20 protein-coding genes are annotated in these 16251 nt (G+C 40.2%); 6 read left to right on the forward strand and 14 right to left on the reverse strand.

Annotated features, from left to right (window positions below; genetic code table 11):
* Positions 1-171 precede the first annotated feature (171 nt).
* From FTV31_RS14400 to FTV31_RS14415, 4 genes are all read right to left on the reverse strand, one after another.
* Complete coding sequence (locus FTV31_RS14400) at positions 172-324, reverse strand: hypothetical protein (RefSeq protein ID WP_004785976.1); 153 nt, start codon at positions 322-324, stop codon at positions 172-174.
* 215 nt (positions 325-539) lie between these two features.
* Positions 540-941, reverse strand: a complete 402-nt coding sequence (locus FTV31_RS14405; protein WP_004785978.1) for a type II toxin-antitoxin system HigA family antitoxin — start codon at positions 939-941, stop codon at positions 540-542.
* Between the two features lies 1 nt (position 942).
* Entirely contained in the window at positions 943-1233 is a 291-nt protein-coding gene (locus FTV31_RS14410) for a type II toxin-antitoxin system HigB family toxin (protein ID WP_180003241.1), read from the reverse strand.
* 550 nt (positions 1234-1783) lie between these two features.
* On the reverse strand, positions 1784-1930 hold the full coding sequence (locus tag FTV31_RS14415; RefSeq protein ID WP_179992345.1) for a hypothetical protein: 147 nt from the start codon (positions 1928-1930) through the stop codon (positions 1784-1786).
* A 581-nt stretch (positions 1931-2511) separates the two neighbouring features.
* Here FTV31_RS14415 and FTV31_RS14420 point away from each other — a divergent pair.
* Positions 2512-2853, forward strand: coding sequence for a hypothetical protein (locus FTV31_RS14420; RefSeq protein ID WP_180015517.1), 342 nt, complete (start codon positions 2512-2514; stop codon positions 2851-2853).
* 92 nt (positions 2854-2945) lie between these two features.
* Here FTV31_RS14420 and FTV31_RS14425 read toward each other — a convergent pair whose 3' ends face one another.
* Positions 2946-3188 carry a hypothetical protein gene (locus tag FTV31_RS14425; RefSeq protein WP_034705379.1) on the reverse strand — a complete coding sequence of 81 codons (243 nt, stop codon included), beginning with the start codon at positions 3186-3188 and terminating at the stop codon, positions 2946-2948.
* 625 nt (positions 3189-3813) lie between these two features.
* On the reverse strand, positions 3814-4044 hold the full coding sequence (locus tag FTV31_RS14430) for a hypothetical protein (protein WP_034702487.1): 231 nt from the start codon (positions 4042-4044) through the stop codon (positions 3814-3816).
* A gap of 254 nt (positions 4045-4298) precedes the next feature.
* Between FTV31_RS14430 and FTV31_RS14435 the strand changes: the two genes are divergently transcribed.
* Positions 4299-4772, forward strand: a complete 474-nt coding sequence (locus FTV31_RS14435; protein WP_180015519.1) for a CinA family protein — start codon at positions 4299-4301, stop codon at positions 4770-4772.
* Positions 4773-4880: 108 nt separating this feature from the next.
* On the forward strand, positions 4881-5495 hold the full coding sequence (locus FTV31_RS14440) for an aminotransferase (RefSeq protein ID WP_180015521.1): 615 nt from the start codon (positions 4881-4883) through the stop codon (positions 5493-5495).
* 75 nt (positions 5496-5570) lie between these two features.
* Here FTV31_RS14440 and prpC read toward each other — a convergent pair whose 3' ends face one another.
* Entirely contained in the window at positions 5571-6710 is a 1140-nt protein-coding gene (prpC, locus tag FTV31_RS14445; RefSeq protein ID WP_005235399.1) for a 2-methylcitrate synthase, read from the reverse strand.
* A 4-nt stretch (positions 6711-6714) separates the two neighbouring features.
* Complete coding sequence (gene prpB / locus FTV31_RS14450; protein ID WP_004785998.1) at positions 6715-7599, reverse strand: methylisocitrate lyase; 885 nt, start codon at positions 7597-7599, stop codon at positions 6715-6717.
* Positions 7600-7828: 229 nt separating this feature from the next.
* On the opposite strand from prpB, the gene FTV31_RS14455 reads away from it, so the two are divergent.
* The 3 genes from FTV31_RS14455 (at position 7829) to FTV31_RS14465 (ending at position 10089) form a co-directional block, all read left to right on the forward strand.
* Complete coding sequence (locus tag FTV31_RS14455; RefSeq protein WP_034702501.1) at positions 7829-8479, forward strand: TetR/AcrR family transcriptional regulator; 651 nt, start codon at positions 7829-7831, stop codon at positions 8477-8479.
* A gap of 112 nt (positions 8480-8591) precedes the next feature.
* Entirely contained in the window at positions 8592-9512 is a 921-nt protein-coding gene (gene argF, locus FTV31_RS14460) for an ornithine carbamoyltransferase (protein ID WP_004786004.1), read from the forward strand.
* Between the two features lie 103 nt (positions 9513-9615).
* Positions 9616-10089: a hypothetical protein gene (locus tag FTV31_RS14465; protein WP_179992341.1), complete on the forward strand. Its 474-nt coding sequence runs from the start codon at positions 9616-9618 to the stop codon at positions 10087-10089.
* Between the two features lie 81 nt (positions 10090-10170).
* Here the strand turns inward: FTV31_RS14465 and FTV31_RS14470 are convergent, their stop codons facing one another.
* The 6 genes from FTV31_RS14470 to FTV31_RS14495 all read right to left on the reverse strand — a co-directional run bounded on the left by FTV31_RS14470 (position 10171) and on the right by FTV31_RS14495 (position 16108).
* Positions 10171-10524, reverse strand: coding sequence for a YnfA family protein (locus FTV31_RS14470; RefSeq protein WP_180015523.1), 354 nt, complete (start codon positions 10522-10524; stop codon positions 10171-10173).
* Between the two features lie 107 nt (positions 10525-10631).
* Complete coding sequence (gene clpA, locus FTV31_RS14475) at positions 10632-12908, reverse strand: ATP-dependent Clp protease ATP-binding subunit ClpA (RefSeq protein ID WP_034702512.1); 2277 nt, start codon at positions 12906-12908, stop codon at positions 10632-10634.
* A gap of 9 nt (positions 12909-12917) precedes the next feature.
* Positions 12918-13331 (reverse strand): ATP-dependent Clp protease adapter ClpS, encoded by a 414-nt coding sequence (gene clpS / locus FTV31_RS14480; RefSeq protein WP_034170359.1) that lies wholly within the window; start codon positions 13329-13331, stop codon positions 12918-12920.
* Between the two features lie 18 nt (positions 13332-13349).
* The gene (locus tag FTV31_RS14485; protein ID WP_179992340.1) at positions 13350-14096 is read right to left on the reverse strand and encodes a DUF6776 family protein; all 747 of its coding nucleotides are present in this window, start codon (positions 14094-14096) and stop codon (positions 13350-13352) included.
* Between the two features lie 76 nt (positions 14097-14172).
* Positions 14173-15228, reverse strand: coding sequence for an N-acetyl-gamma-glutamyl-phosphate reductase (argC, locus tag FTV31_RS14490; RefSeq protein WP_179992352.1), 1056 nt, complete (start codon positions 15226-15228; stop codon positions 14173-14175).
* A 199-nt stretch (positions 15229-15427) separates the two neighbouring features.
* The gene (locus FTV31_RS14495) at positions 15428-16108 is read right to left on the reverse strand and encodes a M48 family metallopeptidase (protein WP_180015525.1); all 681 of its coding nucleotides are present in this window, start codon (positions 16106-16108) and stop codon (positions 15428-15430) included.
* Positions 16109-16251 lie beyond the last annotated feature (143 nt).

A 16251-nucleotide genomic window follows, 5' to 3' on the forward strand; every position in this document is an offset into this window, starting at 1 on the left:
TTCTTGAGTAAGATGAGTATAGTTCATGATGCAACTTTGACTTTGGTCGGTCGGAAGCAAAATGCTAGCTCATCTTGCTTCCTTCCAATAATTTAATCTCTGTTGCACTTCATTTGAGAATCCAAGTTTAAAAAGCCCTAAATTTAATTAGGGCTTTCTGATATTAATATCTTACTTTTGCTCCCTCAGCGGATGCTCTGGCTCGGCATTAGGCTTTTTCTCAGGTTTTACACCCTTATAGGTTGCTTGATTGCCTTTATCATCATTAGATTCTTTTTGCGGATTATCTTCTTGCTCTGTTTGGTGGTCTGCATGAGTTGTCATATATATTCCCTTTCCTCTAGATGCTTAGAAAATTATTAGGACATATAAGGTTAAACATCAATAATATTTATGTTTTCCATACATTTTAATAAACATATATTCTTCTAATCAGAGCTTATATAGATTTCTTGTTCTAATCAAAATCTGTCTGGCTGTGCAACCTGCTTCCAGAAAGCACAGCTCATAGATCAATTTAAAATTTGGTTTCTTATTACTTAAAAGAAAGTATCTGCAGAAACGTTAAAACGTTCAGACAAAGCTTTAATATGGCGGATATTGAGCTGACGTTTACCATTCAGGATTTCAGAAATGACCGACTGGGTAGCTATATCAGATAGGTCTGATTGGCTGAGGCCATGCTGTTCCATCAGGAAAGCGAGTGCAGTACGACCATCGCCTTCTGGCATCGGCAAATGTTCATGTTCATAAGCTGAGACTAAATCACCCAGTTGAAGAATCAGTCCCATTAAGGGATGCGACTCATCATCACCTACAATATCCAGAAGTTCATCTAAAGCTTCAGTAAGGGTATTAAAGTCTTCTTCAGTTTCTGGCTTGCTGAGCAATGGTGCAACATAACGCCAGTGATCAACGGCCTGTTTAATCATTGCATTCATATTAAGCCTCCTTCCAATGACCTTTGTCATATTCCTGATGGGATAAGACATGGCGAATATAGACACGTTTTGCTTGGTAGATTACAACTGCAATCAACCTGATCTTGTTGCCACCAATATCAAAGACATGAAATTTCCCGACTTTATCGACTGCGGGAAATAATCGCTTCATGTCGGCAAAATCCTTAGGATCATTGGCCTTGATAATTCGATACCAACCATCCAATGCAGTTTCAGCGTGTGGCCACTTTTGTATTGCTTCCAGAATCCGAGCGTGAGTGATCACATGCATAATTATTTATCGCATTTTGCTATATTCAAAGTATAATCTAAATATCGCATATTGCAATAACACTTAAAGCATGAATTTAGTTGAGATGGATATTAGTAGGATCAAATAATAAGCTAAAAATAAGTAAATTCTTATTTTTAATAATCTTTATTAATTAACTGTCAATAATTTATAAAAATATAGCGCTGATATGTTGGTTCTATTTTCAAATATCAATAATAAAAAATGAAAACCCCGTCGAGCTATATCAAACGGGGGTTCAACATCCATCTATACCGCGAAGGTCTAGAGAGTTAATTTAAATCTTTCAAGCAATCACGACACTTTTTGACTTCGAAATCATCGACTGTGTAATCAATTTCAGTCGCACCATGAAGACCAAATAAACAACATATAAATTGGAACATGTGTTTCTCCTGACTGTGAACAGCTCGATCATGGATCGAGCTTAGTTGCTTTAAAGATAATGGCTTACAGCTCCACGATTTATTTACCTTGAAACTATTGAATCACTCACCTGTACTGCGATCGTACAGGCAAGCTATAGCCTCTAAATTTGCACACTCTCTTCATGTTTTGGCGCTTGGTCTTTGGTACCCTGATCCTTGCTCATCATCCGGCACATTTTTTCTTTGCAAGATTTAAAGCAACATCCCACCATGACACCCATACCAAATGCACAGATACATCTCATCATAGCTCTACCCTGTCTTTTCATGAAAAGAGATATATAAATAACATCTATTCATGTTTCACACTTGAACGTATTTTCAGGTTTTATGTTGTATATGAAAACTTATGTGAAGGATAAATATCGGAGAATCATCTATTTTTGACATATTTATGATCTAAAAAATGGGCCCTGCTTAACTGTCTGGATTAAACAGGGCTTTTTAACTTGCTGATTTTAAATTATTTTATCTGAGTTGTTGTAGTGGTGATAAAGTACCACTTGTCATGCATCTAATATGTATATGAAATATAGAGGCTATTTTACCAAATGTTGAATATAGGTTATGTTTTATATTTTATTGACTATTTTTCATCATCTTAGATGCAATTAAATACAAAAAACTTTGGTTCATGTGATTTTCATTCAATCAAGTGAGTCATAAAAGCAGAGATGCAACTTATACATATTGGTAGATATTTTATTTATTTTATCAAAGTCCTTTTCATTTTTTATTTTCTCAGCTGTCAATGAGTTTAAAGGCAGGTGCTCTTTCACTCATTTCTCTTTATAATTTTTCCAACGACTGATAACAATATATTGTTGCCATGAAAATATCATTATTCATAATTGCCCTATTGGCATTGGCCATCACAGGCTGCCAAAAACAACAGGCAGATGTATCAGCTGAACCTGATCCGGCAGTGAAAGCTCAGTTTGAACAATCCGATGCCCGATTGAGTGCTTATTTAGATAAATTAGATTCTTCTACTATTAGCCTTGAGGAAAGAACACATATTTTATGTGAGGATTATCCTAAAGAATATAAAACTTATTATATGCCGGCCCTAATAAAACTGATGCCGCAAGAATATGATGAGCAGGAACTACTGAAAGATCTGAAAAATGCGCTCGATTTTTATAAAGTAAAAGCCAATATTCAATGCTGATTTATTCTGAACAAGAAAAAACCGCCTTAAAGAAGGCGGTTTTTTGTAGAGATTACACAGCTTAGATATAAACGCTGCAGCTTTAACTAATCTTATTGATTACGCAAATTTTGCTGCTGGTTATCTTGTTGTGGCTGTTGCTGTTGTTGCTGATTGCGTTGCTGGTCCTGTTGGCCCTGCTGACGCTGTTGGTTTTGCTGTCCCTGCGGCTGTTGTTGCTGCTGGTTCGGCTGTTGCTGATTTTGATTCTGGTTTTGCTGACGTTGTTGGTCTTGCTGTTGCTGTTGTTGTTGGTTCTGTTGGTCTTGCTGATTTTGCTGTTGATTATTAGCCATGGTGTAACTCCTTACTATTTGCTTTAAATCGCCGATGATTAGGTTTCGACTTAATATTTACTCTACCTATTTTTAAAAATTCGCCAAGTTATTACCTGTTACATATTAATTCAATGTAAAAAAAGGTAAGTTAAGTAATTGAAGTCTGGATTTATAAGAAACATAAATTACTTTTAATAATAGAATGAACACATATTGAAAGCTTTCTATCTTTTATAAATTTTATTTTTCAATTAAAGTCATAACTTAATCAAAAAATTGTATATAAACTTAAATTTAAAATAAAATTTAGAAATACATTTTGCTACTTATATAAAATATGATTATATTTATAAGATATTGAATTTTATTAATTATTTAAAATCATAATTTCTTATACATGTTTAACCTAATTTTCTAAAAATTAGATCATTAAATATAAAAACGAAAAAAACCATTTTTAAATAGCAGAATATATTACATAGAATCACAAATAAGGCCTTTTCAGTTGCCAATTTACCTTGACTTTATATTTTTAAAATTATTATTAGATTTTTTTATAAAATCTAATCAAATTTTATTTTAACAACCTTTATCCAATAAATAAGCCTCTTATTTTAAGAGGCTTATTTTTAATAAGTTATTTTTAGATTGCGACCACTTTTACAATAATGGTTTGGCTTTCTTCTTGCTCTTCGGCTAGATATAAACGCTTTAATTCTTTGCTTTTAACTTTAAACTTTAAATTCTGGTAGTGAATGATGCTTGGGATCTGATCAAAATATTGACCATCTGCCTCAATTTCTTCCTGAAATAAAGGAGTACCCAGTTGATAATCTAGACTTTTTAATACGGAATACTTTACTGTGGTTTTCATTCTTACAACCTACTTTCCTTACGCACTTTATTTTTATTTTTACCACTGATTAGAGCAAGTTAAAACCATTAATTTCAAATATTGTCCAAGCATTAAGCAATCAATTCAATAACTGCCAAACTTACGTTTGGAATACTAAAATTACAAAAATATTTTACCTTTCATCATAATAAAGAAATAATCTCACAGTTGATACAAAAGCAAAATGGGACTACATTGGAATAAAGATTACCTTCTAAGACAAAATAGACATTATGATTAAAACATGTTGTGGCCTGCTGGAACAAAGAAACATCAAGATTGCTTTTATTGAAAGTGCAAGTTCTGGCTATTTAACCAGTCAGTTTTCAATTTGCAAAAATGAAGGTGCTGAAATCTTGCTGGGTGGTCTAGTGTGCTACGATCCGTCTGTGAAGATTAATGTCTTGGGAATTTCTCCGAATCTGATTAGTATCCATTCAGCTGAATCCATGCCTGTAACGGTTGCTCTGGCTGAGGCAGGCAAAAAAATGTTTCAGGAAGCTGACTGGATTATTGCTTGTACAGGCTTGCTTAAACCAGGCGGTAGCGCGACCCCAGATAAGCCGGAAGGTACTTTCTTTGCCGCTGTTTATGATGGTCTTCAGACTCACCAGTTCCAGTATTATATTAAAGGTACTCCACAGGAACGTCTCAATAAACTGGCAGCCGTCATCGCACATGACATGATTAATCTACTCAACACCTAAAGCTAAAACTGTTTATATTGAGTGCTGATCAAACTTCATTATTTCTACTGTATTTATAGTTAAATTATTTCTATAAAAGTACGTTTCTTTAATGAGGTCTGATCAGTGATGAAAATAAGAATTGCAGCCCTTTTGCTCGCCCTTGGTATTCCTGTATCCGCTTTCGCCACTGTTGGTGGCCCACAGAATATTGAAGTTTTGGGTTATGAAGTCAAAGACCAGAAACTTTATCTGTTGCGGCATTATCTCGATGGTCGCGGACGCCTACCTCAACTGTATTATTATCATTTTAAATCCAAAACTCCGAATCAGTTAATTCAGGTGAACTCCCTGTATATCAATCCAAAAACCAAGCAGATTGACTACGATCAGGACAGCCGTAAGTTTAACCAGGAAATTGCCAAAATTAAAAAGCGACTAATTCCGCTGGTACCACTGAGAAAGCAAGCCATCCAGCTTAAGCTATTAAAGACCAGCAAAGGTACCGCCCCTGCATGGCATGACCCTAAACAGAAAGTCCCAAAATGGACTTATCAATATCGAGTGCAATCTGGCCAGTATAAAAGTCCTGTTCAACAAGCAGTCAGCTATAAAGCAGATTTAAGATTAAACCAGACTTATAAAGTACCAAAACAGAATAAAATACTGGTGACGGTAAAATACTTAGGCCTCCCATTCGAAACCGGTTATCACATTGAAGATCCGGCATTATTAAGTCGTTAAACCAACGTCAATAAACAATCAGCAAAAAATAAGGCCTCATAGAGACCTTATTTTTACATTTAGAATATCTCTGGCTTACGCAGCAGAAGTGCGCTCAGCAATTGGAACCACTTTACGCAATTCTGGACCGGTATAATCTGCGCTTGGACGGATAATCCGGTTATCTGCACGTTGTTCCATCACATGTGCTGCCCAACCTGTGACGCGTGACATCACAAAGATTGGCGTAAACAGTTTGGTTGGAATACCCATAAAGTGATAAGCAGAAGCATGGAAAAAGTCTGCGTTACAGAACAGTTTTTTCTCACGCCACATGACTTCTTCACAACGCACTGAAACTGGATACAGTACAGTATCACCTACATCTTTTGCCAGTTTCTCAGACCACTGCTTGATAATGCCATTACGCGGATCATTGTCCTTATAAATCGCATGACCAAAGCCCATGATTTTTTCTTTACGCTCCAGCATGCCCAGCATTTCGCGCTCAGCTTCTTCTGGAGATTTCCAGTTTTCAATCATATCCATTGCCGCTTCATTGGCACCACCGTGTAATGGGCCACGTAGTGAACCAATTGCACCGGTAATACATGAATGCAAGTCAGACAAAGTTGATGCACAAACACGCGCTGTGAAGGTTGAAGCATTAAATTCATGCTCTGCGTACAGGATCAGGGATACATTCATCACCTGCTCATGCAGCTGATTTGGCTTCTTGCCATGTAGCAAATGAAGGAACTGAGCACCGATTGAATCATCATCGGTATTTTCATCAATGCGTACGCCGTCATGGCTATAGCGGTACCAATAGCAGATAATTGCTGGTAGCGTCGCAAGAATACGGTCTGCGACATCCTGTTGCTGATCAAAAGACTGTTCAGTTTCAAGGTTGCCCAGCATCGATACGCCAGTACGCATCACATCCATTGGATGTGAGTCCGCTGGAATGCGCTCAAGTACTTCTTTCAATGCTTGCGGCAGTACACGCAAAGATTTCAGTTTTGCTTTATAGGCTGCCAACTGTTCTGAAGTTGGTAATTCACCAAAGAAAATCAGGTAAGCGACTTCTTCAAACTGACAGTTTTCTGCCAGATCCTGTACGTCATAGCCACGATAGGTCAGGCCTGCACCACTTTTGCCTACTGTTGAAAGTGCAGTTTTTCCTGCGACTTGTCCGCGCAATCCTGCGCCAGTGAGTACTTTTCCTTCAGCCATTGTTTTAATTCTCCTGCTTGAACAGTTTATCTAATGTGTTTTCGAAGCTGTGATAATCTAAAAATTCGTATAATTCTTTACGCGGTTGCATTTTATCCAGAACATGCACCTGTGTACCATTTTCACGCACTGAGCGCATCACTTCCAGTGCCGCTTTTTGCATCGCACGGGTGGCTGATAGCGGGTAAAGTACCATGCGAATACCCTGCTCAGCCAGTTCTTCAGTGGTGTAATATGGGGTATCACCAAATTCGGTAATATTGGCCAATACTGGGACACCAACTGCATCACATACGGTGCGATACATCGTAATATCCGTCATTGCCTCAGCAAAAATGGCATCTGCACCTGCTTCGACACAGGCACAAGCACGGTCAATCACTGCCTGTAAACCTTCTTTCTGAAGTGCATCAGTACGCGCCATCACTACAAAGTTTGAGTCGGTTTTGGCATCGACAGCTGCCTTAATCCGGTCAACCATTTCCTGTTGGGTCACAATTTCCTTATTCGGACGATGACCACAACGCTTTTGTGCAACTTGGTCTTCGATATGCACAGCTGCAGCGCCAGCAGCAATCATCTGCTTGATGCTACGTGCGATGTTAAATGCACCGCCCCAGCCTGTATCGATATCGACCAGTAAGGGTGTATCTACACGTTCAGTAATGCGACGCACATCTTCCAGAACATTATCCAGACTGGTCATGCCTAGATCAGGTAGACCGTAAGAATAGTTGGCAACACCGGCACCAGAGAGATAAATGGCTTTATAACCGACCTGTTTGGCCATCATGGCAGCATAGGCATTCACTGTGCCCATAATTTGTAATGGTTTTTCGACTTCAAGCGCTTGTCTAAACTTTAAACCTGCAGACATTTGTTCTGTCATCTTCCCTTCCACAGTCTTGGCTATAATTATTGAGATTTGAGTATACCGATTTGAAACCATGATGCTATAAGCCAATAGAATAAAAATTCTAAAACTTTAGTCAAACTTTTAAGTTTTACTTGATTCACTGAATAAATTTCGTCTTCATCCAGTCCGATTGTGAAATCTACGGATATATTTGTTATGATGAACTACCAAGTTTATATAACCTGTTGATATACCATCCTCTATGCAAAACCTTGTTCATCTGGAACCACTCGCCAAAGATCTGCCACAAACCAAACGTGGTCATGAGCGCTGCGTTGCGCTGCTGGTCTCTGCGACCGAACTGTTTCTGGAACATGGTTATGATGCAGTTTCTCTAGATGATATTGTCCAGCATGCAGGCGGTTCCAAGGCTTCTATTTACAAGTACTTTGGCAACAAAGAAGGCTTGTTTAAGGCCATTTGCGATTATCGTCGTATCAAGTTTTTTGAAGATATCAGTATTCCGATCGAGCTGATGGCGCTGGATTTTCGTAGTTATCTGGTACATACGCTGCTTAATTTTTATCATCAGATCATGCAACCGGAAAATTCAGCCTTTATGCGTCTGGTGCTGGAACAGAGTCAGCGTAATCCGGAACTCGCGCAGCATATTCATGAACGAGGCCCAGTACATGTACAAAGTGCGATTGCCACGGCTTTAGAACAAGCAGATGCGCAAGGTTTATTGCATTGCGAGAATCCGCAATATTCGGCCCAGTTATATTTTGGCATCTTGCGTAATCTGGAATGGCGGATTCTGATGGGAATTCCGGTACAGGAAGATGATCAGGAAATCGACAAATACATCAGTTATTGTGTGGATCGCTTTTTAGACGGTCATCAAAAAGTCTAGTTTTTTTGCAATTTCCTGTTCATATAGTATATTAGCCGATTCCGTATTTTTTCTTAAACTAACCAACAACTGATTGTTGATCGAGTTTTCGGCAATTATTGTGGAGTAACGAATGGCTCTCCGTCACTTTCTCACCTTACGCGATTTATCAACTTTAGAACTGAACCAGATTTTACAGCGCGCAATCGAGCTTAAGCGCAAACAGCACAATAATGAAGTGTTCCAACCCTTTGTTGGTAAAGTCATGGGCATGATTTTTGAAAAATCGAGTACCCGTACGCGTGTTTCGTTTGAAGCAGGCATGAGCCAATTCGGTGGTAGTGCCATCTTCCTGTCTTCACGTGATACCCAGTTGGGCCGCGGTGAGCCAATTGAAGATTCTGCACGTGTGATTTCCAGCATGCTGGATATTGTGATGATCCGCACTTTCGGTCACGATATCGTAGAACGTTTTGCTTCTTATTCAAAAGTTCCAGTGATCAACGCTTTGACTGATGATCATCACCCTTGCCAGTTACTTGCTGACATGCAGACTTATCTGGAACATCGCGGTTCGATCGAAGGTAAAACTGTTGCCTGGATCGGCGATGGCAATAATATGTGTAACTCTTATATCGAAGCAGCGCACATGTGGGGCTTCAAGTTAAAAGTTGCAGCACCAAAAGGTTATGAGCCTCAAGAACAGTTCCTGTCAGAATTCGCACACTGTGTAGAACTGGTCGATACTGCTGAAGATGCAGCAGTCAATGCTGACCTGATTGTCACTGACGTTTGGGCAAGTATGGGCCAGGAAGAAGAACAGAAAATCCGTGAAAAAGCTTTTGCAGATTATCAGGTGAATGAACGCCTAATGGATCTTGCACACCCAGACTGCCTGTTCATGCATTGCTTACCTGCGCATCGTGGTGAAGAAATTTCTGAAAACATGCTGGACCACAAAAATGCTGTGGTTTGGGATGAAGCAGAAAACCGCCTTCATGCACAAAAAGCACTGGTTGAATTCCTGTTGAATGAAAACCTGAAAAAAGACTGATTCCTTCAAAAAATCTTCACAAATTAAGCACCAATCTCTGGTGCTTTTTTTGTTTCAGCTCTTATAATCAGAATTGAAATGACATAAAAAGTGATGCGATACAATGCAAAAAAAATATTGGACTTTGGCACTCCTGGCAGGTTTTAGTAGTGCTGCTTTACCGGTGTATGCTTCTGAATTCGACCAGTATCTCCAAGGAAAAGGCATTCTGGACAGCAAGTTTAAAATTGAGAAAAAAGCTGAGCTGAACGAGCTGCTTACCGTGCTAAGTGCGGAAGATTCCAAGACTTTACCGCTACAGATCGATCAGAATACAATCATAGAGCAGTTACAACTTACAGCCAATAAAACCACGCTTAAAGGCATGATCACCACACCCGACTTTAGCCAGTTTGAGAAAGACTTAGGCCGTAAAGAAGTTCTTAAAGTGATTCGTAATAATCTTCTAAATAACTGCCAGATCTTTTTTGAACATCGCTATCAGATCGTCAATCCTTATAAAATTGAACTTAGCCTCAGCTCCCAAACACACACTTATAATGTTGACCTCTCCCAGAAAGACTGTAATGTAAAATAATCTTGTCTAGAATCAATAAAGGCAGCTTTAGCTGCCTTTTATATTTTGATAAATTCTATTTTGGTAAATATAAACAGACGGTCAACGGATCAAACCTTGCGGCTGTAAAATAATAATTAATGCACCTAGAATGACCACGATTCCCCCAAGCAGGTCCCAACGTGAAAGGCTGACCTGATCAACGAATCTCAGCCACATCAATGCTGAGAAAATATAGATGCCCCCATAGGCAGCATAAATACGTCCAGAAGCCGCCGGATGCAAAGTCAAAAGCCAGACGAACGCAGCTAAGGCTAATGCCGTCGGAACCCATAACCACTTGCTCTTCGCCTGATTTAGAATCAGGTAGGGAAAATAACAGCCCAAAATTTCCATCAATGCCGTTAATAAAAACAGAAAAAACGTGGTTAAAAGCTTGCTAATCTGGATATCCATATATTTCGCTAAATCAAAAACTCTTTAAACCAAGAGCACATAAATTAAGGGCAAATAAAACAACAAAACCCGTGCGAACACGGGTCTGATGATGATCTATTCAATGATTAAGCTGGTTCAGCAGTCTGATCTTCGAAGACTTCAAGTTTCAGACCGACAGACTTACCATTTTCTTTCTTCACAGAAACTGAAACGTTACCACCATTTTCAGCCAGTTCACCAAACAGGATCATTTCAGCCAGTGGTTTTTTCAGATGTTCCTGAATCAGACGCTGCATTGGACGAGCACCCATCAAGCGATCATAGCCATTTTCAGCCATCCACTCACGTGCGCTTTGATCCACCTCCAGTACCACTTTCTTCTCATCCAGTTGTGCCTGAAGTTCAGTCAGGAATTTATCCACGACATTTTCAATAATGGTATTCGGCAATGCCTTGAACTGAATCACGCCGTCCAGACGGTTACGGAATTCTGGCGAGAACGCTTTCTTCATCGCTTCCTGGTTGTCATTACTGTTATCCTGTTCCATGAAACCAATGCTGACACGGGAAATACTTTCCGCACCAATATTAGTCGTTAGAACCAGCACCACATTACGGAAATCGGATTTGCGACCATTATTATCCGTTAATGAACCATGATCCATGATTTGTAATAACAGATTAAATACATCCGGATGCGCTTTTTCGATCTCATCTAGAAGTAATACACAATGCGGATTTTTGTGAATCGCATCGGTCAGTAAACCGCCTTGGTCAAAACCGACATAACCTGGAGGCGCACCGATCAGACGAGAGACTGCGTGACGTTCCATGTATTCGGACATGTCAAAACGTACCAGCTCTACACCCAGAATTTTCGCCAATTGCTTGGTGACTTCAGTTTTACCTACACCCGTTGGACCTGCGAAGACAAAACTACCGACTGGCTTATCAGGCGATTTCAGACCCGCACGTGACAGTTTGATCGCAGAAGCCAAAGCTTCAATTGCTTCATCCTGGCCGAAGACCACACGTTTCAGATCACGCTCAAGGTTCTCCAGTACAGACTTGTCATCTTTAGAAACCGTTTTCGGTGGAATACGGGCAATCTTGGACACAATGTCTTCGATATTTTCAACCGTAATCAGGCTGTCGTCTTGCTCAGCTTTCAACCGGCGTTGTGCACCGGCTTCATCAATCACGTCAATCGCTTTATCTGGCAAGAAACGGTCATTAATAAATTTCGCTGACAGCTCAACCGCAGAAACCAGTGCCTGATCGTCATACTGTACATGGTGGAAATCTTCAAATTTAGATTTCAGGCCACGCAAGATATCAATCGTTTCTGTAATCGAAGGCTCATTCACATCTATTTTTTGGAACCGACGTGATAAGGCATGATCTTTTTCAAAGACCTGACGATATTCCTGGAATGTGGTTGAACCGATACAACGCAATGAACCATTTGCCAATGCAGGCTTGATTAGATTCGATGCATCCATGGTGCTGCCCATACTTGAACCTGCACCGATGATCATATGAATTTCATCAATAAACAGCACCGCATCCGGTTTTTTCTTCAAGGCATTTAATAGTTGTTTTAAACGCTTTTCGAAATCACCACGGTATTTAGTTCCCGCCACCAGTGCACCGATGTCTAGGCTATAGATTTCAGCATTTTCCAGTGGCTTAGGTGCCTTGCCATTGACAATTAACCAAGCTAGGCCTTCAGCAATCGACGTTTTACCTACACCTGGATCACCGACAAGTAAGGGATTATTTTTACGACGGCGGCAAAGAATTTGTGCTGCACGCTCAATTTCTTTTTCACGGCCAATCAATGGATCTGTCTTGCCGCGTTGAGCTTCCTGATTCAGGTTTGTCGTATATAACTCTAGTGGACCAGAATTATTGGAAGAAGCCGATTCACCATCTAGCTCTTCAATTTCTTCTTCAGACTGCACTTCGTCTTTACGTGTACCATGAGAAAGATACTGGGTTAAAGTCAGACGGTTAATCTGATGACGTTTAAGCAGATAAACCGCAAAAGAATCACGCTCAGAATACATCGCAACCAGAATATCGGCACCTTCTACAGTACGATCACCGCCACTGGATTGAACATGGAAAATTGCACGTTGCAAAATCCGGTCAAAACTTTCTGTAGGATGAGGTGCCTGATCACTATTTTCACCGAGTTTAGGGGTATGTTGTTCTACGTACTCTTCTAATTCTTTACGCAAAACGATAATATCTGCACCACATGCTTTTAAGGCATTCACGGCAGAATCATTGTCGAGTAAAGCTAATAATAAATGTTCTACGGTCAGGAACTCATGTCTCTTTTGACGAGCCATGCTGACAGCCAAACGTAGTGATACTTCTAATTGACGACTGAGCATGCAACCCCCTTAATCTTTCGGCTCAATCTGGCAAAGTAAAGGATGACCTTGAGATCGAGCGTAATTATTGACTTGGTTCGCTTTGGTTTCCGCAATGTCTCGAGGATAGACCCCAGCTACACCTTTTCCTTCATAATGTACAGTTAGCATTACTTGTGTAGCTTGGTCAAGATTCATTGCAAAGTATTGTTGTAAAATTTCAATTACAAACTCCATTGGAGTGTAGTCGTCATTCAATAACACCACTGCATACATCGGTGGACGCTTCAGTTCAGGAGGTGCAGTCTGGACTGCAAGGTCAGCGTCATCATCGTGAAAAGGCTCGTCTGTTAAACGCGGGCTAATATGCCAATCAACCATGCCGGACTCGTAAAAAGAATTTTTGATCTCACTTAAACATTTTGGACGTTTATTGCTTGGCATACGATTTCTATTTCACACTTAATTTGCATTTGCTTCAGTTTTTGGAATCTCTGACAGGACTGTTGACTGGCTTTCAACAGCTTTCCCCTGATCCCAGCTAAAACGGCGAATCACAGGCTTAGTCCCTGAGAGGCGCACTTCAATAAATTCTGGTTTAAAACCTTTAGGCATGGTCCAGCGACCAGTCAAACGTTCGTAATTGTCAAAATTAAAGTTTTTATCTTCAAGCGGCACGACCAGAATTTCAGTACCCTTAATCAAGCGCAGTTCCACTGTACCAGAAGCACGATTTTTGCCCGGGCTGACCTGAACCAGATCAATCTGGTATTCGAAGGCATTATCAGGCAATGCCTTAATCCCCAGATGTTGAACTGTCAATGCTAAACCACCGCGTTGACGCAAGATCTCGCGGTAGATCGTACCAACGCTTTCAGCCTGCTCCTGGGCATCACGCGCCTTATTTGCAGCCAGATAAAGATCATTGGCATTACTAACGGCCAAATCACGTTCCTGAACCGCTGTATTCAGAGATTTATTCAGTGTTTCCAGACTAGTTTTCTGTTTTTGTACCACTTCAACCAGTTGTTCCGCATCCGCCTCAAAACCTACCGCAGTCAAACCTTGCCGATGCCCGACCGTATAGCCCAGCAAGCCACTACCCAGAATCAACACAGCAGCACCGATTACCAAAGGTGTATTGCCTTTCATCAATGGTTTCTTTGTAGATGGTTCCTGGATCGTCATGTTTGACTCATTATTCGGCATTTTGATCTCTGTATACTTTGTTCAAGACACACATTTAAATCCAAATCTAAATGTGTGTGAAGTTCTAATACGTTTTTTATGGTAATAAACCAATATTATTCAAGCCTGCATTTTCTGCAAAGCCAAACATCAGGTTCATGTTCTGTACTGCCTGACCAGCTGCACCTTTGACCAGATTGTCCTGGGCCACCAGAATCACCAGTTTGGTTGGTTGTGGCTTATACAGTGCAATACGCAACTGGTTAGCACCACGCACCGAACGGGTTTCTGGCGAACTGCCTGCTGGCATCACATCAACAAACTGTTCATTGGCATAGAATTGCTCGTACAGTGACTGCAAGTCAGCTGCCTGGCCTGCTTCAGTCAAGTCGATATAAATCGTTGATAACATGCCACGAATCATCGGCACCAGATGCGGCACAAACAGGATATGGTCAAACACGCCTTTTTGACCTGAAATGTTTTCTAGTGCTTCTACGATTTCAGGATGGTGACGGTGACCTGCAACGCCATAAGCCTTAAAGTTATCAGCATTTTCAGAATAGATCATGCCCAGGCTGGCTTTACGGCCCGCACCTGATACCCCAGATTTTGCATCGATAATAATGCTTTCTGGTTTTACCAAAGCTTCTGCCGCCTTTAAAACTGGTGCCAAACCAAGCTGAACCGTCGTTGGATAACAGCCCGGATTACCAATTACACTCGCCTGTTTGATCTGGTCACGGTTAAGCTCAGACAGACCATAAACAGAATCTCTTAACACTTCTGGGCAAGCATGTTCCATGCCATACCATTTTTCGAACTGTGCCAGATTTTGCAAACGGAAATCCGCTGCAAGGTCAATTACCTTGGTATTGGCAGCAACAAGTTCTTCAGCATGTTTCATGGCAACGCCATGTGGTGTCGCGAAAAATACCACATCACATGATTTTAATAGATCAAGGCTGAGATCAGAAAACTGAAGATCCGTATGTCCACGCAGACTCGGGAACATATCGTCAACACGACGGCCTGCTTCAGTACGTGATGTCAGTGCTTTAACTTCTACATTCGGATGTCGCAGTAATAGACGTAAAAGTTCAACGCCTGTATAACCTGTACCACCCACAATACCCACTGAAATCACGATGATTACCTCAAACTAGATGTTTCCTTTATGGGCTGTAGTATGACAGGAACTTGAGGTTTTCTAAACTGTTTCACTAGGGATTGATGGTTTTTTATTTACCCCTTTTATTTTGAGAGATTTTAAGAACTTTAAGAGAATTATGTCAATTGCTTAGGCTATTTAGAAGTAAATCAATACTATTTCAACTTCTCTATAGATCTTCTTAAGCTGTCCACCAATATGGCATCACAGTATTTTTCAGAATTTTGCGGTGAATTAAATAGTTTGGATCATGCTTTGCTACCTCTGCCCAAAATCGTGGACTATGGTCAAAATGCCGGGTATGGGCCAGTTCATGCACACATAAATAACGCACAATATTTTCAGGAAACAGAATGATGCCACTATTTAGCATGATGTCATGTTTGGCAGAACAACTACCCCATCGTGTTTTCGGTTGGCGAACATTACAAATGTTAAATGATAATCCTGTTTCTTGGCTTACTTTGTTCAGATAAACAGGCAACTGTTCTTTAGCATAGGTAATCACAAAAGCTTTTAAATAGGTTTCAGGATGACGGTCACTGATCGATAGCTGTAATAATTTAGCATCAAAAACAAAGTCTTGCTTTTGACTTTGATACACGATCTGGATTGGCTGAGCCTGATTGAAAAGCTGCAATTCTGCTGGTAAAGATCTATCAATACTTTGATTTTTTTCCTGCTGCAATTTCCAGGTTTTGAGTAGCCAGCTTTCAGCTTGATCAATAAAATTCTGAATCTGTTTTTTGCTACAAAATACAGGTGCGGTTAAACGGATTTGATTACCCTCTACACGCAGTCTAAGGCGTGTTGAACGAACATTTCGAGTAATTTGAATTTCAGGTAGGTCGTTTAGGGTCATTTTTTATATTTAATCGCTCTGTACACGACAAATTTCACAGAACCCTTATCCTATCAGGATTCTGCTTTCTTAAAATTGCCAAAATTTCCTTAAACTCTTCTTTTTTCCCAAAACCAATTAAACGCTGAATCGCCATTTGAACA

The sequence above is a fragment of the Acinetobacter sp. YH16031 genome (assembly GCF_013417335.1).
Lineage (GTDB): Bacteria > Pseudomonadota > Gammaproteobacteria > Pseudomonadales > Moraxellaceae > Acinetobacter.